Origin of the sequence: Maritimibacter alexandrii (assembly GCF_005871115.1) — a bacterium.
In the GTDB taxonomy this organism is placed as follows: domain Bacteria; phylum Pseudomonadota; class Alphaproteobacteria; order Rhodobacterales; family Rhodobacteraceae; genus Maritimibacter; species Maritimibacter alkaliphilus.
The window spans coordinates 775,376-799,905 of record NZ_SWKQ01000013.1 but is presented as its reverse complement, the minus strand read 5'-3'; the positions used below and the strand labels follow the sequence as shown (position 1 = coordinate 799,905).

Below are 24,530 nucleotides of genomic sequence, written 5' to 3'. Positions count from 1 at the left end.
GATGCCCGTCAGCGTGTCGCCCGTCGCGTCGCCGCCCGAGGCCGAGCCCGCCGCGAGGCTGATCGTCACCCCCGAACCCGACCCGGTGTAGAGCGCCGTGTCCTCGCCCGCGCCGCCGTCGATGTCGCCAGCCCCCCGCGCCGCCTAGCACCACTTCGTCGTCATCCCCACCGTCGAGCGTGTCGTCCCCATCCCCCCCCTTGCAGATCGTCCTCGCCGCCGAGGCCGTTTAGGATATCGTCCAGACGGCCCCCGAGGATACGCTGGCCGATGTCGGTACCGGTAAGCGTAACCTCAGACGATACCCGCTGTCCGTAGATGAAATGATCCTTGCCCGAATTGGTCGTGTATTCATCGTTTATGGGCGACTCGACGATCAGGTCGTCGATCCCGTCGTGGTTCACGTCATCGGCGGCGGGCACGGCGTAACCGGCCCAATCGTCGCCCGCTTCGCCGATCGCCCGGAAACCGTTGGAGGCGGCCAAAGGAATGATGTCGGAGACCGTGTAACCGCCCGTCCGACGGAATACGAAATCGGCGGCGCCGTTGCCAAGAACGGGATGCGGTGAACCGACTACGAAATCGTCGATCCCGTCGCCCGCTCCCGCGATCGTTTGTCCGGCCAGGTCGTCGGCCTCATCGCCGACAATGACGATCCCTTCGCCGGATCCGAGCGCGGCGAGGTCGAGCGTCCCGAAGCCGGAAGCCTTGCCGCACACGACATAGGCTGCACCGGCATTTGATTTGCCGTTGTCGCCATAACTCGCCCCGACGATCACATCGGCGATGCCGTCGCGGTTCACGTCGCCAGCGTTCGAAACGCTCCACCCGGCCCGGTTGCCGGACAAGTCGCCCTGAATGATGAACCCCTGCGCCGAGGTCAGAAAGGTTAGGTCGATAACGCGTGCAGCCATAATGCGGTCCCCCCGAACCAATGCATTTTTCAAATCGAATGGCGGCGCCCGGAATGTTGGGAGCTCAGGCCTGAGTTATTGTTAACAAGCATAGGGAAGCGAGCGTGTCCCGCACCTCTGCCGTCGGTCGGCCATCCCGGCTGACGGCGGTCGGGAGGAGGGGATGCGCAAGGTCGAGGGCGTAGCGACGCGGGTGCGGCGCTATCAAGCACACGCATCGAAGCGCGCGAGAAAATCGCTTCTAGGACTTGGAGGGTGGATGGTGGAGCCTAGGGGAGTCGAACCCCTGACCTCTTGCATGCCATGCAAGCGCTCTCCCAACTGAGCTAAGGCCCCGATGACGGCTGTGCCGTTCGTTCGCGGTGTTTAGGCGAGGCGGGGATGCGTTTCAAGCGAAAAAGTTGTCGGCGGTGGCTTTTGCGTCGACGCGCCGGATGGCCCTGCAAAATCTGGGTTTCCCGGACCTGCGCGGTCGAAAACCGCCCGCCGCGAACGAAAAAGGCCGGGCGCTGCGGCCCGGCCCAGATCCGTCATGTCAGACGATCACTCGTCGTCGTCCGAGGCGACGTCGGCGATGTCGTCCAGCGACACATCGTCGTCTTCGTCGTCTTCGAGAACGTCATCGCCCAGATCGACATCGTTGTCGTCATCGTCGTCGATCACGTCATCATCGTTGTCGATGAGGTCGTCGCTCTGCGTATCGTCTTTGCGCGAGTTCTTGTCGGCCTTGTCGGCCACCATCGTCCGGGTCTTGCCGGTGTCGATCTCGACCACTTCGCCGGTGTAGGGCGAAACGATCGGGTTGGCGTTCAGGTCATAGAACCGTTTGCCGGTCGTCGGGCAAACGCGCTTGGTGCCCCATTCTTCTTTGGGCATGGATAACCCTTTCCGTCATCGTGTCGTCATGCGAGAATCTGGGTGCAACTGCCATATGTGCAAGAGGGTGTCAAAGCCTTTCAAAACCGCACTGGCGATATGGGCGAGCGGGGGCCGGAAATGGGGCTGAGACGGGCATTGTTCGGTGGGGCGCCGGATGCGGGGCCGGGCGTGATTCGGGTCGCCGGGTCGCCCGAGGTCACCGTGCGGCTCAAGCGTTCGTCCCGCGCGCGCCGCCTGTCCTTGCGGATTTCGCGGCTCGACGGGCAGGTGACGCTCACGCTGCCGACCCATGTTCCACGTCGCGAAGCCGAGGCTTTCGTGCATGAGAAAGCCGACTGGATTCGTGGGCATCTTGCCGACCTGCCGGGCGAGCTTCGCCCGATGCCTGGCGATCTGATTCCGTTCGAAGGGCAGATGTGCGAGGTCGTTGCCGTCGCCCGCCGTGGCGTGGCGCAGGTGGGCGACCGGATCGAAGTGCCTTCGAGCGGGGTCGAGACGACCCCGGCCCGGCTCGGCGCGTTCCTAAAGGTCGCGGCACGCGAGCGGCTGGTCGCGGCGTCCGAGCGTCATGTCGCCGCCATCGGGCGCGAGATCGGCAAGATCACGCTGCGCGACACACGCTCGCGCTGGGGGTCGTGCACCCACGAAGGCAACCTCATGTATTCGTGGCGGCTGGTGATGGCGCCGCCCGCCGTGCTCGACTATGTGGCCGCGCATGAGGTGTCGCACATGGTCCACATGGATCACTCCGATGCGTTCTGGCGCCAATGCGCGGACCTGTTCCCGGATCACAAGGCGCAGCGTCGCTGGCTGCGGCAAAAGGGCGGGGCGCTCCACCGCTATCGTTTCCGCGATTGACCAATCCGCAATTTGTGATCACGAATAGGCATGGACCAGCCAGCCCCCACTCCGATCCAGCCGCCCGACCCGAATACCTCGGCGCATGAGCGGGTCTACCGCACTCTGCGTGGCCGCATCATGGCGGGCGAGATGGAGCCGGGGGTGGCCCTGACCCTGCGCGGCATCGGGCGGGAATTCGACGTCTCGATGACCCCCGCCCGTGAAGCGGTGCGGCGTCTTGCGGCCGAGGGTGCCCTGACGCTGTCCTCCTCCGGTCGGGTCACGACGCCCGACCTGTCCCCGGAACGGATCGAGGAACTGGCCGCCCTGCGTGCCCTGCTGGAGCCGGAGCTTGCCGCCCGCGCCCTGCCACGCGCCCACAACGCCCTGATCGAGCGGCTGCGCACGATCAACGGACGGGTGGCCGAGGTCGTGGCGAAGCATGACGTGACCGGCTACATCCGTTCGAACCTCGAATTCCATCGCACGCTTTATCTGCGCGCACAGGCCCCCGCGATGCTGGCGATGGTCGAAACCGTCTGGCTGCAACTCGGGCCGACTATGCGGGCGCTCTATCAGTCCCGCGACCGTTCCGACCTGCAAAAACACCACCGTTCGATTCTCGCCGCCCTCGCGGCAGGCGACGAGCCGGGGCTGCGGCTGGCCGTGCGGACGGATGTGACACAAGGGCTGCGGATGCTGGTTGGCTTGTGAAGATTACAAATCTGTAATCGCCCCTGCCGACGGACTGCCGCCGCCCCCACGTTAGGGTCGGACAGGCAAACGAAAGGCAGCGCCATGACCGACACCTCACCGACCCGCAGGCAGCTTCTGGCCGCCTTTGCCGCGTCCCCCATCGTGCTGACCGGCGTCGGCGTCTTTCCGAGAGCCGCGCGGGCGCAGGCGAGTTCGGCGGGCCTTATCGCGCCGAACGTCTGCATGGTGATGCCGGAAACGACCGAGGGGCCTTATTACTTCGACCCCGGCCTCGTGCGCGCCGACATCACCGAGGGTCGGGCCGGCGTGCCGCTCGAGATGGCCATACAGGTGGTGGATGTTGCCTGCGATCCGATAGCGGATGCGCGGGTGGATATCTGGCATTGCGACGCCGAAGGGAAGTACTCCGGCTACGCCCAGAACGCGGGTGGCGACACAGCGGGCGAGACGTTCCTGCGCGGCACCCAGATCAGCGACGCACGCGGCGTGGTCACGTTCCGCACGATCTATCCCGGCTGGTATCCCGGCCGCACGACGCACATCCATTACAAGGTGTTTCTGGATCAGCGCACCGTGCTGACCAGTCAGGTCTTCTTTCCCGATGCGCTGTCGCAGTATTTCTACCAGTCCGTCGAACCCTACAGCACCCACGGCGCGGATCGCGCCGTGATGAACCGCAACGACAGGATCGCCCGCAGCGTGGGCGACGGGGGCTATGCGGCCATCCGCGAGCTGTCCGACGCCTACGCGGCGCAACTGGTGGTGGGCGTCGACGCCTGAACGAGAAACGGGAGGGCAATGTCCTGCCCCCTTCCGCGCTGGGCCCGGACCGGGCGCAGCAGAAAGGCCGGGGAATTTCCCCGGCCTTTTTCATGGCTGGACCGAATGAAAAGGCCCGGACGATTGCCCGGGCCTTTCCCACTTCACTGTCCAGTAAGGTTTAGCTGGTGAATTCCGGATAGGCTTCCATACCCAGCTCGGCCTTGTCGAGGCCCATCATCTCGTCCTCTTCGCTGACGCGCAGGCCCATGATGGCCTTGAGGATGAACCAGATGATCGCGGAGACGACGAAGGCGAAGATGCCGACGATGATGATCGAGATGATCTGACCGCCGAAGGTCGCGTCCGAGTTGGTGAAGATCACCGCGATGGTGCCCCAGATACCGGCGAAGAGGTGCACCGGGATGGCGCCGACCACGTCGTCGATCTTCAGCTTGTCGAGCAGCGGCACTGTGAAGACCACGATGACGCCACCGATGGCACCGATGATGGTCGCGGCACCCAGCGACGGGGTGAGCGGTTCAGCGGTGATCGACACGAGACCGGCGAGCGCGCCGTTCAGAACCATCGTCAGGTCGACTTTCTTGTAGACGATCTGGGTCAGGATCAGGGCGGCGATGGCGCCACCGGCAGCGGCCGTGTTCGTGTTCGAGAAGATGCGCGACACGTCGGCCACGTCACCCACGGTGCCCATGGCAAGCTGCGAGCCGCCGTTGAAGCCGAACCAGCCGAGCCACAGGATGAACGTCCCCAGCGTGGCGAGGGTCAGGTTCGAACCCGGGAAGGCCGTCACTTTGCCGTCGACATACTTGCCGAGACGCGGGCCGAGGATCAGAGCACCGGCGAGAGCCGCCCAGCCACCGACCGAGTGCACGACGGTCGAACCGGCGAAGTCGAGGAAGCCGAACTGGCTGTCGAGGAAGCCGCCGCCCCATTTCCAGGAGGCCTGGATCGGGTAGATGAAGCCGGTCAGGATGATCGTGAAGATCAGGAACGGCCACAGTTTGATGCGCTCGGCGAGCGTGCCGGACACGATCGAAGCGGTCGTGGCGCAGAACATCAGCTGGAAGAAGAAGTCCGAGCCGGTCGAGGCGTAGCCGTAGTCGTCGGCTGCGTCGCGGCCAACGCCGACAGCTTCCAGAACCGCAACGCCGAAGGCGCCGAGGTAGCCGCCGGTCTCATCGGTGCCGATGGACCAGTTGCCCAGCGGATACATGAGGTTGTAGCCGATGAGGTAGTACATGATCGCCGCGAGCGAGAAGAGCGCGATGTTCTTAGTGAGCTGCATGGTCACGTTCTTGGAGCGAACGAGACCGGCTTCGAGCATCGAGAAGCCGGCAGCCATCCACATGACGAGGAAACCGCCGATGAGGAAGAGCAGCGAGTTGAAGATGAAGATCGAGTCGGACGACGCATCGGTGCCCGCAGCGGGCCCTTCGTCCTGACCGAAGGCGACCATCGGCAGCAGGGTAGCTGCCGCGACGCCAAGCGGAAGAAGTTTCTTGAGTTGCATGTCGTTGTTCCCCTGTTTCCCGCGCTTAAAGCGCGTCCCCGTCGGTTTCGCCGGTCCGCACGCGCAGAGCGCCCGAAACGTCCATGGTGAAGATCTTGCCGTCGCCGATCTTGCCCGTCTGGGCAGTCTTGGCGATGGTTTCGACGACCTGCTCGGCAAGCCCGTCTTCGACGACGATTTCCAGTTTGACCTTCGGCACGAAGTTCACGGCGTATTCCGCACCGCGATAGATTTCCGTATGGCCAGACTGGGAACCGAAACCCTTGATTTCCGTCACCATCATGCCGCGCACGCCGATGGTGGTCAGCGCCTCGCGGACCTCCTCCAGCTTGAACGGCTTGATCGCTGCAATGATCAGTTTCACGTCATTCCCCTTTTATTTATGCGGGTGTGTCCCCGCGCGAAATCACGCCCTTAGCAAGCGCATGCGGACCCCGGCCAACAAGGAATCCACGGGGTCCATGTGCCCGCATTGTGGGCAACTGCACAAATTTTAGTCAATAACCGCGCGCCGTGTACAAGAATTGAGCGCACAAGAAAGCGGCATTTAAGCGGACTCCCGCCATAGCCCTCGCAAACGGTCCGGCGAGTCGTTACCTTGGGCCGAAAAGAGCAGCTGAGACAGCGGACACATGGCACAGAACGGAAATCGGCGCCCGCCGCTCGTCGCGGACAAGCGCTATGCAAAGCCGCAGAAAACAAGGAAAAAACCGACCAAGGGTCCGTCGGGGAAACCACCGCGCAAGACGCGCAAATCGGCCAAGCGCAAACCCCGTCGCAACTTGCCCCTGATCCTCGCCTTGCCCATCGGTCTGGTCCGTTGGGTTTTCCGTATCATCTTCCGCCTTGGATTCGTGACCGCGATCATCGCCGTGCTCGGGCTCGGCGCGGCCGTCTGGTATACCTCGACGACGATCCCGCCGCTCAATCAGCTTGTGGACGGGCGCGCCAAGGGGTCGGTCACCATGCTCGACCGCTACGGCAACACCTATGCGTGGCGCGGCAACCAGTTCGGCGGGCTCGTCACGGCCGAAACCGTCAGCCCGCATCTCAAGAACGCCGTGGTCGCGACCGAGGATCGGCGGTTCTACCGCCACTTCGGCGTCAGCCCGCGCGGGATCGCCAGCGCGATCCGCATCAACATGGCCGAGGGGCGCGGCCCACTCGAAGGTCACGGCGGCTCGACCATCACGCAGCAGACCGCGAAACTGCTGTGTCTCGGCACGCCCTACGACTCCTCGTCCGGAATGACCGAAGCGGAATACGAGGCCGATTGCCGCCGCTCGTCGCTTGCCCGCAAGGCCAAGGAGGCGATCTACGCGATGGCGCTGGAACTGAAGTTCTCCAAGGACGACATCCTTACGATCTACCTGAACCGGGCCTATTTCGGCGGTGGCTCATACGGGGCCGAGGCCGCTGCGGGACGCTATTACGGCATTTCCTCCGCCGAACTCAGCCCGGCGGAAAGCGCGACGCTCGCCGGTCTGCTCACCGCGCCTTCGACCTATTCGCCGACCAGCAGCATGGATCGTAGCTGGGCCCGTGCCCTGACCGTGCTCAAGCTGATGGAGCAGCAGGGTTACCTGTCCGAAGCCGATGCGGAATATGCCCGCGCCAATCCCGCGCAACTGTCGGAAGCGGCCGAGCGCAAGGCGGGCGGGTATTTCGCGGATTGGGTGATGGGCGAGGGGCCGAGTTTCCTGACCCGCGACACGACCGAAGACGTCATCATCAAGACGACCTTCGACCAGAAGATCCAGACCGCCGCAGAAGAGGCGCTGGCCCACATCTTCGAAACCAAGGTGTCCGAAGGGTCCGAAGCGCAGGCCGCGATCGTGGTGATGAGCGCGGACGGCGCGGTGCGGGCGATGGTCGGCGGGCGCAAGACCAAGGTGTCGGGCGCCTTCAACCGCGCGACGCAGGCGATGCGCCAGACCGGCTCGGCCTTCAAGCCGTTCATCTATGCCGCCGCGCTCGACCTCGGCTGGTCCTATGCCGACGTGATCGTGGACGAGCCGATCACCATCAACGTCCCCGGCTCCGGCCCGTGGTCGCCGCAGAACTACACCCGGAAATACTACGGCCCCGTCACTCTGACGACGGCGCTTCAGAACTCGCTCAACATCCCGGCGGTGAAGCTGTCCGAGGACGTTGGACGCGAAAACGTGCGGACGGTCGCGAGCTATTTCGGTATCGAAAGCGACCTTGCCGCCGGCCCCGCGCTGGCGCTGGGGGTGTCCGAAACGACGCTTCTCCAGATGACCGGCGCTTTCGCGGGCATCCTGAACGGCGGCTCGGCGGTTGTGCCCTACGGCCTGACGGAACTGTCGCTTCTGGGCGAGTCCCAGCCGCTGATGGAGCAGGAGGGCGGGATCGGCAAACGCGTGATCCAGACCGCCGCGAACGAACAACTCGTCTACATGATGAATCAGGTGATCGAAGCCGGGTCGGGCCAGCGCGCCAAGCTGTCGGACCGCGAGGCTGCGGGCAAGACCGGCACCACCCAATCGGCCCGCGATGCGTGGTTCGTGGGGTTCACGGCGGATTACGTGGCCGGGGTCTGGATGGGCTATGACGACAACACGCCGCTCAAGGGTGTGACCGGCGGCGGGCTTCCGGCCGAGATCTGGAAAGAGGTGATGGAACGGGTCCATGCCGACCTGCCGCCCCGTCCGCTGCCGATGATCCGGCCCGAAATGGCCCCGGTCGTCGTGCAGGATACGCCCGCCGAGACGTTCAACCCCGGAAACATCTTCAACGGCGGCAACAACAATAACCGCCCGCGCGAAGACAGCCTGATCGGTGTCATCCAGAACATACTCGGGATCAATTGAGCCAATCCGTCCAATTTGCCGATGACGGGAATGACCGTGCGCGTTAACCAGTTATTGGGGAGCGCCCGCCTATTCTCGGGTTGCAAGGTGATGAGGGCACATGAGCCTCGATACGACAGTTTCCGGACGCACTGAACTCCGCGCGGTCCTTCGTGAGAACAGGGGCCTGTTCTGGGCCGTCGGCATCTTCTCGGTCTTCATGAACGTGCTGATGCTGACCGGCCCGCTTTACATGCTTCAGGTCTATGACCGCGTTCTGGGCAGCCGGTCCGAAGAAACGCTGATTGCACTGACGATCCTGATGGCGTTCCTGTTCGCGATGATGGGCATTCTCGACTTCGTCAGGGGCCGGGTGTTGGCCCGGATCGGGGCCAAGTTTCAGGCCAAGCTCGATCACCGGGTGTTCACGGCGGTTCTGGACTACGACTCGCGCACGAACCGCAAGTCGGGCAATAGCGAGAACGGGCTGAAGGAACTCGAAGCGATCCGGCGGCTCTTGTCGTCGCCGGTGTTCGGCGCGCTGTTCGACCTGCCGTTCACCCCGGTCTTTTTGGCGGGTATCCTTCTCTTCCACCCGTACCTTGGCATTCTCGCACTCGTCGGCGGCGGGGTGCTGGTCACCATCGCGATCCTGAACCAGATATCGACCTCGGCCCCCGCGCGGCAGGCGAATGCCGCAACCATGCAGTCGGACAATGTGGCCGAACAACTGCGCGGCGAGGCCGAGATGGTGCGCGCGCTCGGCATGTCCGACGCCGCGTTCAGCCGCTGGTATCGCCAGCGCCACGCGGCCCTCGCAGATGCGATCCTGTCCGCCGACCGTTCGGGCGCCTATACCTCGCTGTCCAAGACCCTGCGCCTGCTCTTGCAGTCGGCTATGCTGGGCCTTGGCGCCTATCTGGTGCTCGAAGGGCAAGTGACGCCGGGCGTTATGATCGCGGCCTCGATCCTGCTCGGTCGCGCTCTGGCCCCCGTCGACCTTCTGATCGGCCAATGGCAGATCGTTCAGGCCGGGCGCCGCGCCTGGCGCACCCTGTCGGCGCTGTTGTCCGAAGTGGCGCGCCCGGGTCCGCGAACCGCCTTGCCGCGCCCCCGAGCGGTGCTGACCGCCGAAAACCTGACGGTCGTGCCGCCGGGTACGACGCAGGCCTCGCTCCGCATGGTGAATTTCGAGGTCCAGCCGGGCGAGGCGCTGGGCGTCATCGGCCCGTCCGGGGCAGGCAAGTCGACGCTGGCACGCGCGATCACCGGGGTCTGGAACCCGGCGGGCGGGCGCCTGCGTCTGGACGGCGCGTCGCTCGACCAGTTCGACACGGCGACCTTGGGGCAGCACATCGGATACCTGCCGCAACGTGTCCGCCTGTTCGACGGAACGATCGCCGAGAATATCGCGGGCCTGTCGCTGACCCCGGACGACGCCAAGGTCGTCGAGGCGGCGAAAAAGGCGGCGGCCCACAACCTGATCCTGCGTCTGCCCGATGGCTACGACACGCCGGTGAAAGGGGCGGGCGGCCTGCTGTCCGGTGGACAATTGCAGCGGATCGGTCTGGCGCGCGCGCTTTACGGCGATCCGGTCGTGCTGGTGCTGGACGAGCCCAACGCCAACCTCGACAACGAGGGGAGCGAGGCGCTCAATCAGGCCGTGCGCGCGGTCAAGGGCGAAGGCGGTGCCGTGCTCATCATGGCGCATCGCCCATCGGCCATTCAGGAGTGCGAGAAACTTCTGGTCCTCGACGACGGTATGCCGCGCGCCTTCGGGCCGCGTGACGAAGTGCTGCGGCGCACGGTGCAGAATGCCGCCCAGATCGAGGACAGCGCGGCGCAGCGCAAAGGCGGAGGAGTCGCCTGATGGCACGCAACCTGACCGACCCGAAACCGACCAAACTCGCCAAGGTCGAACCTGCACAGTCCGCCCAGCCCGGCTGGGGGGACGACGTGGCCCGCGCATGGTCGGCCCGCACCCACATGGTCGTCGGCCTGCTCGCGCTTCTGATCCTCGTGGGCGGCTTCGGAACATGGTCCGTGACCACCGATATTTCCGGCGCGATCATCGCGCCCGGCGGGATCGAGAGCGAACAGAACCGTCAGGTCGTCCAACACCCCGACGGCGGCGTGATCCAGTCCATCGAGGTCAAGGAGGGCGATATCGTCGAGGCGGGCGACATTCTGGTCCGGCTCGACCCCGAAGAGCTTCAGTCCGAACTCACCATCGTCCAGAACCAGTTGTTCGAGCTTGTCGCGCGCCGTGGGCGGCTTGAGGCCGAACGCGACGGGACCGACGAGATCACATTCGACGAGCTGATCGTCGAAGAGGCGCGGGTGCATCCCGACGCGCAGGAATTCATGGACGGTCAGCAACGGCTTTTCGACCAGCGCCGCGAAAGCCTCGCCTCCGAGACCGAGCAGTTGCGCAAGCGGATGTCGCAGATTTCCAGCCAGAACGAAGGGATCGCCGCGCAGCAGGCGGCTCTCGAAACGCAACTCCGGCTGATTTCCGAAGAACTGGTCAACAAACGCTCGCTGCTCGAACGGAACCTCGTCCAGTCTTCGGTCGTGCTTGCGCTGGAACGCGACAAGGCCGCGCTCGAAGGGCAGAGCGGCGAACTTACCGCCGCCATCGCCCAGAACGAAGGGCGCATCACCGAGATCGAGATCGAGATTCTGAAACTGGGTCAGGCCCGGCGCGAACAGGCGATCGAGAACCTGCGCGACCTCGGTTATCAGGAGCTGGAACTGGCCGAACGACGCCGCGCCCTGATTGCCCAACTCGGTCGCCTCGACATTCGCGCACCGCTTTCGGGGGCCATCCATGCGATGCAGGTCTTCGCCGAACGCGAGGTGATCCGCTCGGCCCAGCCGCTGCTGTACATCGTGCCGCAGGATCAGGCGCTCGTCATCGGGGCGCAGGTCGACCCGATCCACATCGACGAAATCCACGTCGGGCAGGAGGTGACCCTGCGATTGGCCGCGCTTGACCGCCGCAACACGCCGGAACTGATCGGGCGGGTGATGACGATCTCGGCCGACGCGCTGACCGACGAGAACACCGGGCGCAGCTTCTACCGGGTGCGCATCGCGCTGGAGGATGGCGAGGTCGAGAAGCTGCCGGAGGGGACCGTGCTGGTGCCCGGTATGCCGGTCGAAAGTTACTTGCGGACGGCGGACCGCAGCCCGCTCGCCTATCTCGTCAAACCGCTGGCGGATTACTTCAACAAGGCGTTCCGCGAAAGCTGACCCTTCCACCCGGTCCCACCCCGCGCTAGCGTGCCGCCAACCAAGGAGGCCCGCATGAGCACTTACGAATCCCGACTGTCCGATCTCGGCGTCACCCTGCCCGACGCCCCGGCGCCCGCGGCGAATTACGTTCCGTGGCACGTCGTGGGCGACATCGTCTATGTCTCGGGCCAGGTTTCGATGCAGGACGGCACGCTCGTCACAGGCAAGCTGGGCGCGGACATGGCGACCGAAGACGGCGCGGCGGCGGCGCGCCTGTGTGCGATCAGCCTGCTCGCGCAGGTCAAGGCGGCCTGCGGCGGCGATCTCGACCGGCTTGTGCAGGTCGTGAAACTGACCGGGTTCGTCAATTCGACGCCGGATTTCGGCGACCAGCCCAAGGTCGTGAACGGCGCGTCCGACTTCCTTGTCGAGGCTCTGGGCGACGCCGGTCGTCACACCCGTTCGGCGGTTTCGGCGGCCTCCCTCCCGTTCGGCTGCGCGGTCGAGATCGAAGGCATCTTCCGCATCAAATGACCGCGCTTCCCGACGTCTTCCTGCGCGCACCACTGGCCCACCGCGCCTATCATGACGTATCGGCGGGCCGCCCCGAAAACTCCCGCGCCGCGATCCGTGCCGCCGTCGCGGCGGGCTACGGCATCGAATGCGATGTGCAACTCAGCAGCGATGGCGTCGCGATGGTGTTTCACGACTACGACCTCGGTCGGCTGACGGCGCAAAAAGGCCCCGTGGCGCAACAGACGGCGCGCGCGCTGGGCGCGATCCCGTTGCTCGGCGCGGACGACGGCATCCCGACCCTTGCCGAGGTACTGGGCATCGTGGCCGGTCAGGTGCCGCTCCTCATCGAGATCAAGGATCAGGACGGCGCGATGGGGGCCAACATCGGCCCACTGGAGGCTGCGGTGGCCGGTGCGCTCGCAGGATACACGGGGCCGGTCGCCGTGATGTCGTTCAATCCCCATTCCGTCAGCGAAATGGCCCGGCTGGCGCCGGAGACCCCGCGCGGCCTGACCACCTGCGCCTATGACGCCGACGATTGGCCGCTTCTGAACGCGACGACGCGCACGCTTCTTGCCCGTATCCCGGATTACGACCGCGTCGGGGCGTCGTTCATCAGCCATGATGCCCGCGATCTGACCTCGGGTGTGGTGGCCGATTTGAAAGCGAAAGGCACGCCCGTCCTGTGCTGGACGATCCGCTCGCCCGAGGCCGAGACAAAAGCGCGTGAGGTCGCCGATAACGTGACCTTCGAGGGCTACGCCGCCGCGCTCCCCGCTTGACCCTTACCGCACCGCCGCGTCACATCGGCCCATGGATCAACGCGCTATCGAAATCCGCACGCATGACAGTATCGACGGGATCGACCCGACCGACTGGGATGCCTGCGCCTGCCCCGAAGGTAGCCTGCGGCCCGACGACCCGTTCACGACCCACCGCTTCCTCGCCGCGCTGGAACGCTCGGGGTCTGTCGGACCCGGCACCGGCTGGCAACCGCTCTACCTGACCGCCCATGACGAGGCGGGAATGATCGGTGCCGCGCCGATGTATGCCAAGTCGCACAGCCAGGGCGAATACGTGTTCGATCACAGCTGGGCTCATGCCTATGAGCGGGCGGGGGGCCGCTATTACCCCAAGCTTCAGATCGCGGTGCCGTTCACGCCCGCGACCGGGCGGCGCTTTCTGGTCAAGCCGGGGGCCGAAACCGAAGCCACGGCGGCGCTGGTTCAGGGCGGGGTGCAGGTCGCGGCGGACAACGAGATATCCTCGCTCAACGTCACCTTCTGCACCGAGGCCGAGGCCATCGCGGGCAAAGCGATGGGGCTGATCCACAGGACGCACAGCCAGTATCATTGGTTTAACGACGATTTCACCGACTTCGACGCGTTCCTCGAAACGCTGTCATCGCGCAAGCGCAAGGCGATCCGAAAGGACCGGCGCACGGCGCAGGAGTTCGGGGGCGAGATCGTGGCGCTGACCGGCGACGATCTGACACCCGAGCACTGGGATGCGTTCTGGGTGTTCTATCAGGACACCGGGATGCGGAAATGGGGCTCGCCCTACCTGACGCGGGCCTTCTTCGACGACGTGCAGGCGACCATGCGCGACGACGTGTTGCTGGTGTTCGCCATGCGCGACGGGCACCCCGTCGCGGGCGCATTGAATTTCATCGGGCGCGACGTGCTTTATGGCCGCTACTGGGGCTGCACCGAGCACCATCCGAGCCTGCATTTCGAGCTCTGTTACTATCAGGCCATCGACTATGCCATCGCACACGGGCTGGGCCGGGTCGAAGCGGGCGCGCAGGGCGACCACAAGCTCGCCCGCGGCTACCTGCCGGTGACGACCCATTCGCTGCACTGGATCGGTGACCCCGGGTTCCGGCGCGCGGTCGCGGAGTTCTGCGAGCAGGAAGCGCGCGCGGTGGACGAGGATATCGAGATCCTGACCTCGATGGGACCGTTCAAGCGCGGTTGACGCGGCGCGGTCCGGCCCCCACATTCGAAATAACGAATATGGAGGACCGAATGGCCTATACCCTCGACCGCACCATCACCGACGCCGATTTCGAAACCGTCGATGCCCGCACCCGCAAGGCGCTGGGTGACGCGGGCTTCGGCGTGCTGACCGAAATCGACGTGAAAGCGACGATGAAGAAGAAGATCGACAAGGATATGGACGGCTACCGCATCCTCGGCGCCTGCAACCCGAACATGGCTTGGGAGGCGATCGGGATGGAGCCGAAAGTGGGCGCGATGCTGCCCTGCAACGTGATCCTGCGCGAGGTGGGCGGCGGCGTCGAAGTGTCGGCGGTCGATCCCGTGGCCTCGATGTCCGGCATCGACAACGCGGACCTCAAGGGCGTCGCAGGTCAGGTGCGCGACATGCTTCAGGGCGTGATCGCGGCGATCTGAGCAAAAGGTGCGGCGCAAGCGCCGCGCGTGATTTGCGCCGTCCCACCTTGCGGTGGGACAGCGCGGTGTGCGAGAGGGCCAGCCCTCTCGCGCTCTCCCGGGATATTTGCGACCGGAAAGAGGTCAGATGGCCTCGACCATCGCTTCGCCGCCCGACATATCGCAGACGCCGGGGTTTTCTTCGGCTTGAAAGACCTTCACGACCCCGTTGTCCGCCATCAGCGCGTAGCGTTTGGAGCGGGCGATGAGACCCACGGGCGGGGCGTCGAACCTGAGGCCCATCGCTTCGGTCAATTTGCACTCCGCGTCGCCCAGCATGGTGATGCCGGCGTCGTTGGCGCCGGTCGATGCACCCCAGGCCCCCATCACGAAGGGATCGTTGACGGAGACGCAGACAACCTCGTCCACGCCCTTGTTCTTGAGCGCGTCCATGTTGCGGATGAAGCTGGGCACATGCGCCGTGGTGCATGTGCCGGTAAAGGCGCCGGGCAGGCCGAAGATCACCACCTTGCGTCCCGAGGTCAGGGCGGAAAGCTCGACCGGTTCCGGTCCCTTTTCCCCGAGTTTCATCAAAGTGGCCTCGGGTAGCGTGTCACCCACTGCAATCGTCATAACGTCCTCCTGTTCGCGTTGCCATTTGATTACGGCTGGCGATATGGTCCGGACCAAAGTGGGAGAGGCAAGTAAAAATGTCGGATATCGTCGTAATAGGGGCCGGGCAGGCCGGGGCAGCACTGGTGGCCAAGCTGCGGCACCTGAAATTCGAGGGCAGCATCACCTTGATCGGGGAAGAGCCTGTGCCGCCCTACCAGCGTCCGCCCCTGTCCAAGGCATATCTTCTGGGCGAGATGGAGCTGTCGCGGCTCTACCTCCGCCCCGAAAGCTTCTACCCCGAGCACGACATCGACCTGAAGACCGGCACGCGGGTCGAGCGGATCGATCCGGCCGCCAAGACGGTGACCTTTGAGAATGGCGAAACGCTGGATTACGGCCAGCTTGCGTTGACCACCGGATCGCTGCCCAACCGGCTGCCGGCGGCCATCGGTGGCGATCTGGGCGGTGTCTATACCGTGCGCACGCTCGCCGATGTTGATGCCATGTCGCATGAATTCGCCGAGGGGCGTCGCGTGCTGGTGATCGGCGGCGGCTACATCGGGCTCGAGGCCGCCGCGGTCGCCGCCAAGAAAGGGATGCAGGTGACCATCGTCGAAATGGCGCAACGCATTCTGCAACGTGTGGCGGCCCCCGAGACCTCGGACTATTTCCGCGCGTTGCACAAGGCGCACGGCGCGACCATTCTGGAAGAGGTCGGCTTGTCGAAACTGACGGGCGAGGGGCATGTCTCTGGCGCCGAACTCACCGACGGGTCGACCATCGACGTCGATTTCGTCGTGGTCGGCGTGGGGATCAAGCCGGACGTGGCCCTGGCAGAGGCCGCCGGGCTTGCCATCGACAACGGGATCAAGACCGACGCGCAAGGCCGCACCTCGGACCCGTCGATCTTTGCCGCGGGCGATTGCGCGTCGTTTCCCTACAAGGGCAAGCGTATCCGGCTGGAAAGCGTGGGCAATGCCATCGATCAGGCGGAAGTGGTGGCCCAGAACATGCTTGGCGCGGGCAAGGATTACATCGCGAAGCCGTGGTTCTGGTCGGACCAGTACGACACGAAGCTTCAGATCGCCGGGCTGAACACCGGCTATGACCGGGTCGTCACCCGCGATGACGGGACCGAGGACGGCAAGACTTCGGTCAGTTACTGGTATTACGCGGGCGACACGCTGGTCGCGGTCGATGCGATGAACGACCCGCGCGCCTATATGGTCGGCAAACGGCTGATCGAAGGCGGCAAGAGCCCGGACCCGGAGGCCGTGGGCAACCCCGAGACCGACCTCAAGGCTCTGCTCAAGGCGTGAGGATCATTGCGGGGCAGCATCGCGGGCTGGCGCTGGCCAGTGTCGGCAAGGGCGATGCCGCCGCGCATCTGCGCCCCACGACCGACCGCGTGCGCGAGAGCCTGTTTTCGATGCTGACGGGCGGGCGCTTTGGCGATCCGGTGACGGATGCGGTGGTGCTCGACCTGTTCGCGGGCACCGGCGCGCTGGGGTTGGAGGCGCTGTCGCGTGGCGCCGCGCAGGTCACCTTCGTCGATGACGGGCGCGTGGCGCAGAAGCTGATCCGCGAGAATATCGTCAAGTGCCGGGCCGAGGGTCAGGCGAGGCTGGTCGCGCGCAACGCCACTCGGCTCGGCCCCGCGACCGAGACGCCCGCCACGCTGGTGTTCCTAGACCCGCCCTATGGCAAGGGGCTGGGGGATAAGGCGCTTTCCGCCGCGATGGAGGGCGGCTGGATCGCGCCGGGTGCCTGCGTGGTGTGGGAGGAAAGCGTGCCGGTCACGCCGCCCGCCGGCATGCAACTCATCGACAGCCGCCGGTATGGCGACACGACCATCAGCATCTGCACGGTGGCGGAATGACACGCCCGGCTGCCGTCCTCTTCGACTGCGATGGGGTGCTGGTCGACAGTGAGCCAGCGGGATTCGACCTGTTGGAGGCTGAATTCGCCGCCCACGGCCTGCCGCTCGACCGCGATGAGATGGAGCGGCTGTTCGTCGGCTCCACCATCGCGGCGCTGGCGGATGAGGCGCGGCGGATGGGCGCGGGGTTTCCGCCCGATTGGGTCGATGGGTTCTACGAGAAACTCTATGCCCGGCTGGCCGAAGGCACGGAGCTGTTTCCCGGCGTCGAAGATCTGCTCGACCGGCTGGATGCGGCGGGCATTCCCTATGCGGTCGGCTCGAACGGGACCACGCGCAAGATGCGCACCACGCTGGGCCAGCATCCGGGCGTCTGGACGCGGCTGAAGGATCATCTGTATTCGGGGCAGGAGATCGGTGCGCCCAAACCCGCGCCCGACCTTTACCTCATGGCCGCCGAGGCTCTGGGCGTCGCGCCCGAGGGCTGCGTCGTGATCGACGACAGCGCCACGGGGTGCCGGGGCGGGCTGGCCGCAGGAATGCGCGTGATCGGTTTCGCGCCGGGCCATATCCCCGACACGCTCGCCGCACTCGGGGTCGAAATCGCGACGAACATGGAAGATGTTGCGCGGCGTCTGGGCCTTTGACCTACTGGGCCGACACCGGGGCCTGACCGCGTTCCGCGAGAATACGCGCCTTGGCCGCCGGGCTTTTCCACGCGTAATTATCCGGCAGGCCCAGACGCCGCGCGGCGCCCACGGCGGGGCTGTTCTTGGCGGGCACGGTGTTGGCCAGTTTGGCCGCCAGCCGCAGCGACACCCGTTGGGGGAGCGTCAGATCGAACTCGGCCCCCAACGCCAGCCGCTGCCGAACCTCGCCCGGCAACAGCCCGACCGCCGCGTTGGCGATGGCCACGTGAAGCCCCTTGGGCACACCGCGTGCGGCCTTGCCGGACTTGATGATCTCCAGAAAGTCGCGGTTGATCTGGTGCGGCTCGAACCGGGGGAGGAGCGACCGGCACATCGCCTCGAAATCCTCGGGCGTGCGGATCGGCGACCTGACGCCGTAGAGCGTCACGACCGGCACGCTTTCCTCGTAGAACCGGCACTTGTCGGCGTAGCTCAGGGGCGTCACGTAGCGGTCATAGGCCATCATGAACCCATAGGCGGCGGTGGCGCTGACCCAGTCGAGAAGCTCCACATCGGTCGCCGCATAGGCCTCGCCCGTCGGCGTCTTGCCCGACACGCGGGCATGCATGTTGTTCACGCCCTTGATGACCCGGCGCGCGGCGCTTTCGGGGCCGTAGATCCCGACCATCGCGGCAAGGCCGGTGCGGCGCGAGCGGCCCAGCGGGTCGATGGGGTAGACGGAATGATCCCAGACGCCGGACCTGATCCGGGCGTCCGCGAATTCAAGCAGAACGGCCGCCACCCCGCCAATGGCGAGCGAAATGGGGTTCTTGTAGACGGTCCAAGATATCGAGTCCGGCGCGCACAGCGCGGGCTCGCCCTTGGGTTCGGTGAAATCGAGATTCCAGCCGAGGTATGACTTCACAGGTTCCATAGGCCGCGTCCTCCGTTGTCGGCCATCGGTCCTTCCTCACCCGCCAGCATCGGGGCAAGCGCCCCCACCGATCAAGGGTGACCCGAGGGCAGGCGCTGGACAGGCGCGGATTTGCAGCGTTGGATGATGCCATGACGATGCCCGATCATTTCTGTCCCGGCTGCGGCGCGCGGCTCAGGGCCTTCGCACGATACCCTTGGCATTTCTGTAACGAATGCCGGGCGCGCGCGGTGGACGGACGGGGGCAACCGCTTGAATTCGCGAACGAAAGCCTGTCGGGCGGGTTCATGTTCCGACGCGCGGGCGAAGAGGATTGGACCGTTTGCGGCAGCGTGATCGCCCGCATCGACGGGCGCCGTGTGAAGGTGCACGAAGCGCGGTTCGGCGGCGTGGTCGCGGAGCCTTCGACCGAGGATATCCCGGGCCTCGCCCCCTATCGACAGATCGACCTGACCCGCCCTTAACCTGTTTCCCCTAATCGTGAGAGCGGCCGCGACCGCCGCGTGCTATCATGGTGGCATGGACCGGAGCCCGACGCGGGACGGTCATACCATCGCGCCGCCTTCGGTCCGCTCGTGCACGGACTTGAGGAGGAAGCCATGCCAAAGACCATCGGAAATCCACTGTCCTTCGGGATCGGGGCACTTGGGCAGGGGGCGCGCAGCGTCGAACACGGGATCGAGACCATCGGCAGTCACGATCTGACCATGCCCGTGGTCCGCAAGATCACGCTCGCCGACCTGCGCATCGCGCTCAGGCGTGGGGTGGCCGACTTCGCGGCGTTTCGTACCGACGTCATGTTCCTCGTCATCGCCTATCCCATCGTCGGTCTGCTGATCGCCGGGTTCGCCTTCAACGCCGCGCTCGCCCCGCTTCTGTTCCCCATGGCCGCCGGGTTCGCGATCCTCGGCCCCGTGGCCTGTGTCGGGCTTTACGAGATGTCGAAGCGGCGCGAGATGGGGTTGGCCGTGACATGGGGTGATGCCTTCTATGCCGCGCGCAGCCATGTGGTCGGGCCGATGCTGACACTGGCGCTTTACCTCGTGCTGCTGTTCACCGTCTGGGTGTTCTTCGCGGACATGATCCACGAGGCGACGATGGGGGCGGCGGTTCCGGCGAGCCTGACCGCCTTCGCGACCGATGTGTTCACCACCTCCGGTGGCTGGCAGATGATCGTGATCGGTATGGCGGTAGGCTTCGTCTTCGCGCTCGTCACGCTGGTCACGACCTTCGTCGCCGCGCCCATGCTGGCCGACCGCCCGGTCGGAATGCCTGTGGCCATCGCTACCTCGATCCGTGCGGCCCGTGAAAACCCGGTGCCCGTGCTGGTCTGGGGTCTGATCGTCGCCGTGCTACTGGCGCTGGGGTCGATCCCGCTGTTTCTGGGTCTCGTCGTCGTGCTGCCGATCCTGGGCCACGCGACATGGCACCTTTACCAGCGGCTCGTCTTCTGGCCGGGTGAGGCTCAGGCGTAAGTCGGGTGGAATTTCCCTGCGGGCGAGAGCGTGAAGATCTCGCACCCGTCCGCGGTGATCCCGATGGAATGCTCGAACTGCGCCGACAGGCTCTTGTCGCGCGTCACCGCCGTCCAATCGTCGGCGAGCACCTTGGTTTCGGGGCGGCCCAGATTCACCATCGGCTCGATGGTGAAGAACATGCCTTCCTGAAGGATCGGCCCGGTGCCGGGGCGACCGTAATGCAGCACGTTGGGCGGCGCATGGAACACCTGACCCAGCCCGTGACCGCAGAAATCGCGCACCACCGACATGCGGTTCTTCTCGACGAAACTCTGAATGGCGAAGCCGATGTCACCGAAGGTATTGCCCGGCTTGGCCGCTTCGATGCCCAGCATCAGCGCCTCATGCGTCACGTCCACGAGCCGCTCGGCCTTGCGCGGCATCTTGCCCGCGACGAACATGCGCGAGGTGTCCCCGAACCAACCGTCCACGATCACGGTGACGTCGATGTTCAGGATGTCGCCATCCTTGAGCTTCTTGTCCGACGGAATACCGTGGCAGACCACATGGTTGATCGAAATGCAGGAGGCGTGTTCATAGCCCTTGTACCCGATCGTGGCCGAGGTCGCGCCGGCTTCGTTCACCATCGCCTCGATCGCCGCGTCCAACTCGCCCGTCGTCACACCCGGCTCCACCAGCGGAATGACCCGGTCGAGGATCTCCGCCGCCAGTTTTCCCGCCTTGTGCATCCCCGCGAAATCCTCGGGTTCGTACAGGCGGATGCCCTCTCGGGTGATGCGGGTCTTGGTATCCAAAGGATGCTCCATGCGTGGTTTGGCCTCTAAATAGGCAGAAACGGCGCGGGACACAACGGATGCGGCGCCTTGCGCGACGCCGGGCCGCCACTTAGGCTCGTTGTATTCGTATCCACGGCATTTCAGAGGACTCCCATGCGCATTTTCCTGCTTTCGCCCGTCTTGCTGGCCGCGACGCCGCTTTTGGCCGATGCCTGTCTGCACGAGGTAAAGGCGATGTATCTCGACGATGGCGGGGTTTTCGACCCGGCCTTCGACATCCAGCATCAGGAAGTGACGTTCAACCGGATGCCGGACGGCACCGAACAGATCGTCGTCACCGCGCGGTGGCAGGCCCCCGATCAGGTGATTTCCGCGTTTCCGGATGGCCGGTTCATGCTGCTCTGGGGGCAGGATTTCTACGACGGCTCGTCGTGGGACGGGCCGTGGACCGATACAGGGTCGGACAATCCCTATGACGCGATGGAATTCGCCCGCGACATGAACGCATCCTCCGCCGCCAGCATCACCGAGGCGACATGCGACGGTGAGGTCGACGTCGAGGGACGAACACTCCTGCGCTATGCCTATCGCGTGCGCACCGAAACGGCGGGCGGTCAGTCGTGGTGGGAAAGCGATCAGGTGCTTTATATCGACCCGGAAACCGGGCGAATGGCCATCACCGAAGAACACAACCTCATGGAAAGCTGGGCGCCGGAGCCGAAGGACTATGTCAGGGTGACGACTGCGGACTACGGCGCCGACTTCGCCATCGCCGCGCCGGAGGGCTGATCGGCGCTAGGCCCAAGGCGGCGTGAACGGGAGCCGTTTTCCAAGCGCGACACCGTCGGGCGTGATCCGACAGGCATAGGCGAGCGGCTCGACCCCGGCCTCCAGCGCGGACCGCACGGCGTCGGCATAGGTCGGGTCGATGTCCCCCGCGATCGTCACCGCACGCGCGTCGGTGCGCTGGACGAGGTAAAAGATCACCGCCCGGTGCCCGGAGCGCGCCATCTCGGCCAGATCCGCCATGTGTCTGGCGCCACGCGCCGTCACGCTGTCGGGAAACTCCGCGATCCCCGGTTCCCGCGACAGGGTGACGGATTTGACCTCGACATAAGTATCGGGCCCCGCGCCGGTCAGCAGGAAATCGACCCGGCTGTTCTGCCCGTATTTCACCTCGGCCCGCACCATCGGCGCGACCAGTTCCGGCACGTCCCCCGCCATCAGCGCGGCCTTCAGCATCCGGTTGGGGAGCGACGTATCGACCCCGGTGAAATCGCCCGTATCGTGCTCCACCAGCCGCCAGCCGTATTTCAGCTTCTTCTTCGGGTCGTCGTTGGGTTCCAGCCAGATCCGGCTGCCCGGCGTGGCCAGCCCCATCATCGAGCCGGGATTGGCGCAATGGGCCGTTACCTCGGTCCCGTCCGCGAGTTGGCAATCCGCGAGAAACCGTTTGTAGCGTCTGACGAGCGTGGCGGGGATCAGGGGCGTCGGAAAATCCATGCGGTCTTTCTCTACGGATGAGGGCACCTAGACAAGGTTGGGGGAATAGAACTGACTTCTAATCTTCTCTGGTCCGCAATTACCTTGGGGGTCGCCATTGTTGCGCCATTGGTCCGAGCGACAATGGCGACGGGGCAGAGCCCCCAACCGGATCGCCGGGCCCAGCCCGGCGAAACCCCTCAACCGCCGCAATCCACCGCGATCTGACAGCCGTTCCCGTCGAACCCGACAAGAAACCCCGGCGCACCCCGCCGCCACGGCGTTGCGGCATCGGGGATCAGGCGCAGGCCGTCGACGGCGCCGCACGCGCCGTTCGCCTCGCGCACCTGCCAGCCCTGTGCCATAGCGATGTCGATGACCGCATCGCGCCGGGTGCAGCCGCCCAGCGTCGCCGCCGCGTGGTATTCGGACAATTCCCGGTAATACTCCAACCGCAACTCGGCGCGTTCCTTGTCGAGCCAGGATTTTGCGCCGATCAGCCCGACGACGCCCATCGCGCCGAGACCGACGAGGCGCCTAACGAGGGCGAGAGGGTTCACGGTCGCCCACCGCCTCGCGCCAGTGCTTGCGACACAGGCTGACGTAGCTTTCATTGCCGCCGATCTGCACCTGTGCGCCCGCGGTCAGCACATTGCCCTCGCCATCCTGACGTATGACCATCGTCGCCTTCTTCCCGCAGTGGCAAATCGTGCGCACTTCGCGCATCTCGTCGGCAAGGGCGAGAAGGGCGGCGGAGCCGGGAAAGAGGTTGCCCTGAAAATCGACGCGCAGGCCGTAGCACATGATGGGCACGCGCAGATCATCGACCACGCGGGCCAGTTGCCAGACCTGATCTTCCGACAGGAACTGCGCTTCATCGATGAACACGCAGGCAACGTGGCCCTGCGCCAGTCGTGCCTCGATCTTGGCGAACAGATCCTCGCCCGTCTCGAACGTGTCCGCCTCGGAGCCGATCCCGATGCGCGACCCGATCTGGCCTTCGCCCGCCCGATTGTCGAAACGCGCGGTGATAAGGTAGGTGTCCATCCCCCGTTCGCGGTAATTGTGCGACGCCTGCAAGAGCAGCGTCGATTTCCCCGCGTTCATCGTGGAGTAGTGGAAGTAAAGCTTCGCCATGGGACCGGATTAGCCCGCAGGCCACCGGCGTTCAAGCGCGCTTACCAGCCCCCGCGCATATGGTCGAAGAGCGGCTTGTTCGGGCACAGGTTCGGAGCTTCGCGGGCACCGCCGGAATGGTCGTCCAGCCACATCGCGCAGCCGTCCGGATCGTTGCAGGACTTGCACCGCTCGACCGCACGGTCAAGCTGGCGGCGGGTCACGATATGCGCGTCGTATTCGACCCCAAGGTCGAGGCTCAGAGTTTCGGCCATGCGGGCCATTGCGCTGGGTGTGCGGGGGCGGTCCAGATAATCTCTCATAACAATGTCCTCCACCGCCGATCATGCGGATTCGCCACTCACTAACCTTGATCCATGACAAATCGGGCTGGCAAATCCCGGCAAGGGGCGTAGGCTGAAGCCATGTTTACAATCGAACACGACTTCGACGCGACCGTCATCACCCTCGTGGACGAGGGCGAAGAGGGCGTCTCGCATCTGAAAGAAGACGTCACGATCAACGCCTTCGAGGATTGCGTCACGATCGAACAGCTCGAACCGACGACGGACCGGGTGCAGGTCGTCACGCTGTCCATGGCGCAGTTGCAGGATCTCGCGGCCGCGCTCGACCTGCCCGAAGGCGTCTATCGGCTGGCCCGGACCGAGGACGTTCAACGCTAGGTGTGCGCCCGACGTTCAGTCGATCCGAAACGCCTTGTCGCGTGACGTGGCGCCGCGCACCAGCGTCAGATCCGACTTGGCCACGCCGAGCGCATGGGCCAGCAGCTTCACCACCGCCGCCGTCGCCTTGCCGTCCTCCGGCACCGTTGTCACGCTGACCTTCAGGTGCCCGTCCTCATCCACCGACACGGCGTTGCGCGACGCTTTCGGTGTCACGCGCACGGCCAGTTCGGACCCCGGCACCGCCAGATAAGCCAGTTCACCCTTCTTCATGCCGTCTCATCCCCGATCCGAGGATGCGGGACAACAGCCCATTTTCGCCCCTGCTGTTGACGT

At 65.2% G+C, this 24,530-nt stretch carries 29 protein-coding genes and 1 tRNA gene; 17 read left to right on the top strand and 13 right to left on the bottom strand.

Going from position 1 to position 24,530, the window contains the following annotated elements:
* Positions 1–161: 161 nt before the first annotated feature.
* The 3 genes from FCT00_RS16630 to FCT00_RS16620 all read right to left on the bottom strand — a co-directional run bounded on the left by FCT00_RS16630 (position 162) and on the right by FCT00_RS16620 (position 1,790).
* Positions 162–914: an integrin alpha gene (locus FCT00_RS16630; protein ID WP_138423899.1), complete on the bottom strand. Its 753-nt coding sequence runs from the start codon at positions 912–914 to the stop codon at positions 162–164.
* A 260-nt stretch (positions 915–1,174) separates the two neighbouring features.
* Positions 1,175–1,250 (bottom strand) — tRNA-Ala (locus FCT00_RS16625).
* 207 nt (positions 1,251–1,457) lie between these two features.
* The gene (locus tag FCT00_RS16620; protein WP_008331371.1) at positions 1,458–1,790 is read right to left on the bottom strand and encodes a TIGR02300 family protein; all 333 of its coding nucleotides are present in this window, start codon (positions 1,788–1,790) and stop codon (positions 1,458–1,460) included.
* 120 nt (positions 1,791–1,910) lie between these two features.
* Here FCT00_RS16620 and FCT00_RS16615 point away from each other — a divergent pair, with 120 nt between their 5' ends.
* The 3 genes from FCT00_RS16615 to FCT00_RS16605 all read left to right on the top strand — a co-directional run bounded on the left by FCT00_RS16615 (position 1,911) and on the right by FCT00_RS16605 (position 4,130).
* Positions 1,911–2,651: a M48 family metallopeptidase gene (locus tag FCT00_RS16615; RefSeq protein ID WP_235889127.1), complete on the top strand. Its 741-nt coding sequence runs from the start codon at positions 1,911–1,913 to the stop codon at positions 2,649–2,651.
* Positions 2,652–2,681: 30 nt separating this feature from the next.
* Complete coding sequence (locus tag FCT00_RS16610) at positions 2,682–3,347, top strand: GntR family transcriptional regulator (RefSeq protein WP_008331367.1); 666 nt, start codon at positions 2,682–2,684, stop codon at positions 3,345–3,347.
* Between the two features lie 84 nt (positions 3,348–3,431).
* Positions 3,432–4,130, top strand: coding sequence for an intradiol ring-cleavage dioxygenase (locus FCT00_RS16605; RefSeq protein WP_138423898.1), 699 nt, complete (start codon positions 3,432–3,434; stop codon positions 4,128–4,130).
* 160 nt (positions 4,131–4,290) lie between these two features.
* Here FCT00_RS16605 and FCT00_RS16600 read toward each other — a convergent pair whose 3' ends face one another.
* Both FCT00_RS16600 and FCT00_RS16595 read right to left on the bottom strand, forming a co-directional pair.
* A complete protein-coding gene (locus FCT00_RS16600; protein ID WP_008331362.1) occupies positions 4,291–5,643 on the bottom strand; it encodes an ammonium transporter in 1,353 nt (450 codons plus the stop codon).
* Between the two features lie 25 nt (positions 5,644–5,668).
* Positions 5,669–6,007, bottom strand: a complete 339-nt coding sequence (locus tag FCT00_RS16595; RefSeq protein ID WP_008331361.1) for a P-II family nitrogen regulator — start codon at positions 6,005–6,007, stop codon at positions 5,669–5,671.
* A 268-nt stretch (positions 6,008–6,275) separates the two neighbouring features.
* On the opposite strand from FCT00_RS16595, the gene FCT00_RS16590 reads away from it, so the two are divergent.
* From FCT00_RS16590 to FCT00_RS16560, 7 genes are all read left to right on the top strand, one after another.
* Positions 6,276–8,477: a transglycosylase domain-containing protein gene (locus FCT00_RS16590; protein ID WP_138423897.1), complete on the top strand. Its 2,202-nt coding sequence runs from the start codon at positions 6,276–6,278 to the stop codon at positions 8,475–8,477.
* 100 nt (positions 8,478–8,577) lie between these two features.
* Positions 8,578–10,326 carry a type I secretion system permease/ATPase gene (locus FCT00_RS16585; RefSeq protein WP_138423896.1) on the top strand — a complete coding sequence of 583 codons (1,749 nt, stop codon included), beginning with the start codon at positions 8,578–8,580 and terminating at the stop codon, positions 10,324–10,326.
* Positions 10,326–11,711 (top strand): HlyD family type I secretion periplasmic adaptor subunit, encoded by a 1,386-nt coding sequence (locus FCT00_RS16580; protein WP_235889125.1) that lies wholly within the window; start codon positions 10,326–10,328, stop codon positions 11,709–11,711. Before FCT00_RS16585 ends, FCT00_RS16580 begins: the two co-directional genes overlap by 1 nt.
* 54 nt (positions 11,712–11,765) lie before the next feature.
* A complete protein-coding gene (locus FCT00_RS16575) occupies positions 11,766–12,227 on the top strand; it encodes a RidA family protein (RefSeq protein ID WP_008331353.1) in 462 nt (153 codons plus the stop codon).
* The gene (locus FCT00_RS16570) at positions 12,224–12,991 is read left to right on the top strand and encodes a glycerophosphodiester phosphodiesterase family protein (protein ID WP_138423895.1); all 768 of its coding nucleotides are present in this window, start codon (positions 12,224–12,226) and stop codon (positions 12,989–12,991) included. Before FCT00_RS16575 ends, FCT00_RS16570 begins: the two co-directional genes overlap by 4 nt.
* 31 nt (positions 12,992–13,022) lie before the next feature.
* Positions 13,023–14,186 (top strand): GNAT family N-acetyltransferase, encoded by a 1,164-nt coding sequence (locus tag FCT00_RS16565; RefSeq protein ID WP_138423894.1) that lies wholly within the window; start codon positions 13,023–13,025, stop codon positions 14,184–14,186.
* Between the two features lie 50 nt (positions 14,187–14,236).
* Positions 14,237–14,623 carry a DUF302 domain-containing protein gene (locus tag FCT00_RS16560; protein ID WP_138423893.1) on the top strand — a complete coding sequence of 129 codons (387 nt, stop codon included), beginning with the start codon at positions 14,237–14,239 and terminating at the stop codon, positions 14,621–14,623.
* A 123-nt stretch (positions 14,624–14,746) separates the two neighbouring features.
* On the opposite strand, the gene FCT00_RS16555 is transcribed toward FCT00_RS16560, so the two are convergent.
* A complete protein-coding gene (locus tag FCT00_RS16555) occupies positions 14,747–15,235 on the bottom strand; it encodes a peroxiredoxin (RefSeq protein ID WP_040884726.1) in 489 nt (162 codons plus the stop codon).
* Between the two features lie 77 nt (positions 15,236–15,312).
* Here FCT00_RS16555 and FCT00_RS16550 point away from each other — a divergent pair, with 77 nt between their 5' ends.
* The 3 genes from FCT00_RS16550 to FCT00_RS16540 are packed head-to-tail and all read left to right on the top strand — an operon-like array spanning position 15,313 to position 17,743.
* Entirely contained in the window at positions 15,313–16,536 is a 1,224-nt protein-coding gene (locus FCT00_RS16550; protein WP_138423892.1) for an NAD(P)/FAD-dependent oxidoreductase, read from the top strand.
* On the top strand, positions 16,533–17,096 hold the full coding sequence (gene rsmD, locus FCT00_RS16545) for a 16S rRNA (guanine(966)-N(2))-methyltransferase RsmD (protein WP_138423891.1): 564 nt from the start codon (positions 16,533–16,535) through the stop codon (positions 17,094–17,096). Before FCT00_RS16550 ends, rsmD begins: the two co-directional genes overlap by 4 nt.
* A complete protein-coding gene (locus FCT00_RS16540; protein WP_138423890.1) occupies positions 17,093–17,743 on the top strand; it encodes an HAD family hydrolase in 651 nt (216 codons plus the stop codon). The genes rsmD and FCT00_RS16540 overlap by 4 nt, the downstream gene beginning before the upstream one ends.
* A 1-nt stretch (position 17,744) precedes the next feature.
* Here the strand turns inward: FCT00_RS16540 and FCT00_RS16535 are convergent, their stop codons facing one another.
* Positions 17,745–18,659, bottom strand: coding sequence for an oxygenase MpaB family protein (locus FCT00_RS16535; protein WP_138423889.1), 915 nt, complete (start codon positions 18,657–18,659; stop codon positions 17,745–17,747).
* Between the two features lie 131 nt (positions 18,660–18,790).
* Here FCT00_RS16535 and FCT00_RS16530 point away from each other — a divergent pair, with 131 nt between their 5' ends.
* Both FCT00_RS16530 and FCT00_RS16525 read left to right on the top strand, forming a co-directional pair.
* Positions 18,791–19,123 carry an ADP-ribosylglycohydrolase gene (locus FCT00_RS16530; RefSeq protein WP_138423888.1) on the top strand — a complete coding sequence of 111 codons (333 nt, stop codon included), beginning with the start codon at positions 18,791–18,793 and terminating at the stop codon, positions 19,121–19,123.
* A 135-nt stretch (positions 19,124–19,258) separates the two neighbouring features.
* Complete coding sequence (locus FCT00_RS16525; protein WP_138423887.1) at positions 19,259–20,134, top strand: DUF2189 domain-containing protein; 876 nt, start codon at positions 19,259–19,261, stop codon at positions 20,132–20,134.
* Here FCT00_RS16525 and map read toward each other — a convergent pair.
* Entirely contained in the window at positions 20,125–20,943 is an 819-nt protein-coding gene (map, locus tag FCT00_RS16520) for a type I methionyl aminopeptidase (RefSeq protein WP_008331338.1), read from the bottom strand. The two genes, FCT00_RS16525 and map, sit on opposite strands and share 10 nt — an antisense overlap.
* 123 nt (positions 20,944–21,066) lie before the next feature.
* On the opposite strand from map, the gene FCT00_RS16515 reads away from it, so the two are divergent.
* On the top strand, positions 21,067–21,702 hold the full coding sequence (locus FCT00_RS16515; protein WP_138423886.1) for a hypothetical protein: 636 nt from the start codon (positions 21,067–21,069) through the stop codon (positions 21,700–21,702).
* Positions 21,703–21,708: 6 nt separating this feature from the next.
* On the opposite strand, the gene sfsA is transcribed toward FCT00_RS16515, so the two are convergent.
* The 4 genes from sfsA to FCT00_RS16495 all read right to left on the bottom strand — a co-directional run bounded on the left by sfsA (position 21,709) and on the right by FCT00_RS16495 (position 23,834).
* Complete coding sequence (sfsA, locus tag FCT00_RS16510) at positions 21,709–22,416, bottom strand: DNA/RNA nuclease SfsA (RefSeq protein ID WP_138423885.1); 708 nt, start codon at positions 22,414–22,416, stop codon at positions 21,709–21,711.
* Positions 22,417–22,595: 179 nt separating this feature from the next.
* Positions 22,596–22,955 carry a hypothetical protein gene (locus tag FCT00_RS16505; RefSeq protein ID WP_138423884.1) on the bottom strand — a complete coding sequence of 120 codons (360 nt, stop codon included), beginning with the start codon at positions 22,953–22,955 and terminating at the stop codon, positions 22,596–22,598.
* A complete protein-coding gene (locus FCT00_RS16500; protein ID WP_138423883.1) occupies positions 22,933–23,532 on the bottom strand; it encodes a thymidine kinase in 600 nt (199 codons plus the stop codon). Before FCT00_RS16500 ends, FCT00_RS16505 begins: the two co-directional genes overlap by 23 nt.
* 41 nt (positions 23,533–23,573) lie before the next feature.
* Positions 23,574–23,834 carry a DUF6455 family protein gene (locus tag FCT00_RS16495; RefSeq protein ID WP_040884722.1) on the bottom strand — a complete coding sequence of 87 codons (261 nt, stop codon included), beginning with the start codon at positions 23,832–23,834 and terminating at the stop codon, positions 23,574–23,576.
* Positions 23,835–23,936: 102 nt separating this feature from the next.
* Here FCT00_RS16495 and FCT00_RS16490 point away from each other — a divergent pair, with 102 nt between their 5' ends.
* On the top strand, positions 23,937–24,194 hold the full coding sequence (locus FCT00_RS16490) for a hypothetical protein (RefSeq protein WP_008331330.1): 258 nt from the start codon (positions 23,937–23,939) through the stop codon (positions 24,192–24,194).
* Positions 24,195–24,209: 15 nt separating this feature from the next.
* On the opposite strand, the gene FCT00_RS16485 is transcribed toward FCT00_RS16490, so the two are convergent.
* The gene (locus tag FCT00_RS16485; protein WP_138423882.1) at positions 24,210–24,467 is read right to left on the bottom strand and encodes a DUF167 domain-containing protein; all 258 of its coding nucleotides are present in this window, start codon (positions 24,465–24,467) and stop codon (positions 24,210–24,212) included.
* Between the last annotated feature and the right edge of the window lie 63 nt (positions 24,468–24,530).

Bases quoted from the DNA above. Each gene is read 5' to 3' on its own strand.
- FCT00_RS16630 (WP_138423899.1), bottom strand. From the start codon at position 914: ATGGCTGCACGCGTTATCGACCTAACCTTTCTGACCTCGGCGCAGGGG.
- FCT00_RS16620 (WP_008331371.1), bottom strand. From the start codon at position 1,790: ATGCCCAAAGAAGAATGGGGCACCAAGCGCGTTTGCCCGACGACCGGC.
- FCT00_RS16615 (WP_235889127.1), top strand. From the start codon at position 1,911: ATGGGGCTGAGACGGGCATTGTTCGGTGGGGCGCCGGATGCGGGGCCG.
- FCT00_RS16610 (WP_008331367.1), top strand. From the start codon at position 2,682: ATGGACCAGCCAGCCCCCACTCCGATCCAGCCGCCCGACCCGAATACC.
- FCT00_RS16605 (WP_138423898.1), top strand. From the start codon at position 3,432: ATGACCGACACCTCACCGACCCGCAGGCAGCTTCTGGCCGCCTTTGCC.
- FCT00_RS16600 (WP_008331362.1), bottom strand. From the start codon at position 5,643: ATGCAACTCAAGAAACTTCTTCCGCTTGGCGTCGCGGCAGCTACCCTG.
- FCT00_RS16590 (WP_138423897.1), top strand. From the start codon at position 6,276: ATGGCACAGAACGGAAATCGGCGCCCGCCGCTCGTCGCGGACAAGCGC.
- FCT00_RS16585 (WP_138423896.1), top strand. From the start codon at position 8,578: ATGAGCCTCGATACGACAGTTTCCGGACGCACTGAACTCCGCGCGGTC.
- FCT00_RS16580 (WP_235889125.1), top strand. From the start codon at position 10,326: ATGGCACGCAACCTGACCGACCCGAAACCGACCAAACTCGCCAAGGTC.
- FCT00_RS16575 (WP_008331353.1), top strand. From the start codon at position 11,766: ATGAGCACTTACGAATCCCGACTGTCCGATCTCGGCGTCACCCTGCCC.
- FCT00_RS16570 (WP_138423895.1), top strand. From the start codon at position 12,224: ATGACCGCGCTTCCCGACGTCTTCCTGCGCGCACCACTGGCCCACCGC.
- FCT00_RS16565 (WP_138423894.1), top strand. From the start codon at position 13,023: ATGGATCAACGCGCTATCGAAATCCGCACGCATGACAGTATCGACGGG.
- FCT00_RS16560 (WP_138423893.1), top strand. From the start codon at position 14,237: ATGGCCTATACCCTCGACCGCACCATCACCGACGCCGATTTCGAAACC.
- FCT00_RS16555 (WP_040884726.1), bottom strand. From the start codon at position 15,235: ATGACGATTGCAGTGGGTGACACGCTACCCGAGGCCACTTTGATGAAA.
- FCT00_RS16550 (WP_138423892.1), top strand. From the start codon at position 15,313: ATGTCGGATATCGTCGTAATAGGGGCCGGGCAGGCCGGGGCAGCACTG.
- FCT00_RS16540 (WP_138423890.1), top strand. From the start codon at position 17,093: ATGACACGCCCGGCTGCCGTCCTCTTCGACTGCGATGGGGTGCTGGTC.
- FCT00_RS16535 (WP_138423889.1), bottom strand. From the start codon at position 18,659: ATGGAACCTGTGAAGTCATACCTCGGCTGGAATCTCGATTTCACCGAA.
- FCT00_RS16530 (WP_138423888.1), top strand. From the start codon at position 18,791: ATGACGATGCCCGATCATTTCTGTCCCGGCTGCGGCGCGCGGCTCAGG.
- FCT00_RS16525 (WP_138423887.1), top strand. From the start codon at position 19,259: ATGCCAAAGACCATCGGAAATCCACTGTCCTTCGGGATCGGGGCACTT.
- map (WP_008331338.1), bottom strand. From the start codon at position 20,943: ATGGAGCATCCTTTGGATACCAAGACCCGCATCACCCGAGAGGGCATC.
- FCT00_RS16515 (WP_138423886.1), top strand. From the start codon at position 21,067: ATGCGCATTTTCCTGCTTTCGCCCGTCTTGCTGGCCGCGACGCCGCTT.
- sfsA (WP_138423885.1), bottom strand. From the start codon at position 22,416: ATGGATTTTCCGACGCCCCTGATCCCCGCCACGCTCGTCAGACGCTAC.
- FCT00_RS16500 (WP_138423883.1), bottom strand. From the start codon at position 23,532: ATGGCGAAGCTTTACTTCCACTACTCCACGATGAACGCGGGGAAATCG.
- FCT00_RS16495 (WP_040884722.1), bottom strand. From the start codon at position 23,834: ATGAGAGATTATCTGGACCGCCCCCGCACACCCAGCGCAATGGCCCGC.
- FCT00_RS16490 (WP_008331330.1), top strand. From the start codon at position 23,937: ATGTTTACAATCGAACACGACTTCGACGCGACCGTCATCACCCTCGTG.
- FCT00_RS16485 (WP_138423882.1), bottom strand. From the start codon at position 24,467: ATGAAGAAGGGTGAACTGGCTTATCTGGCGGTGCCGGGGTCCGAACTG.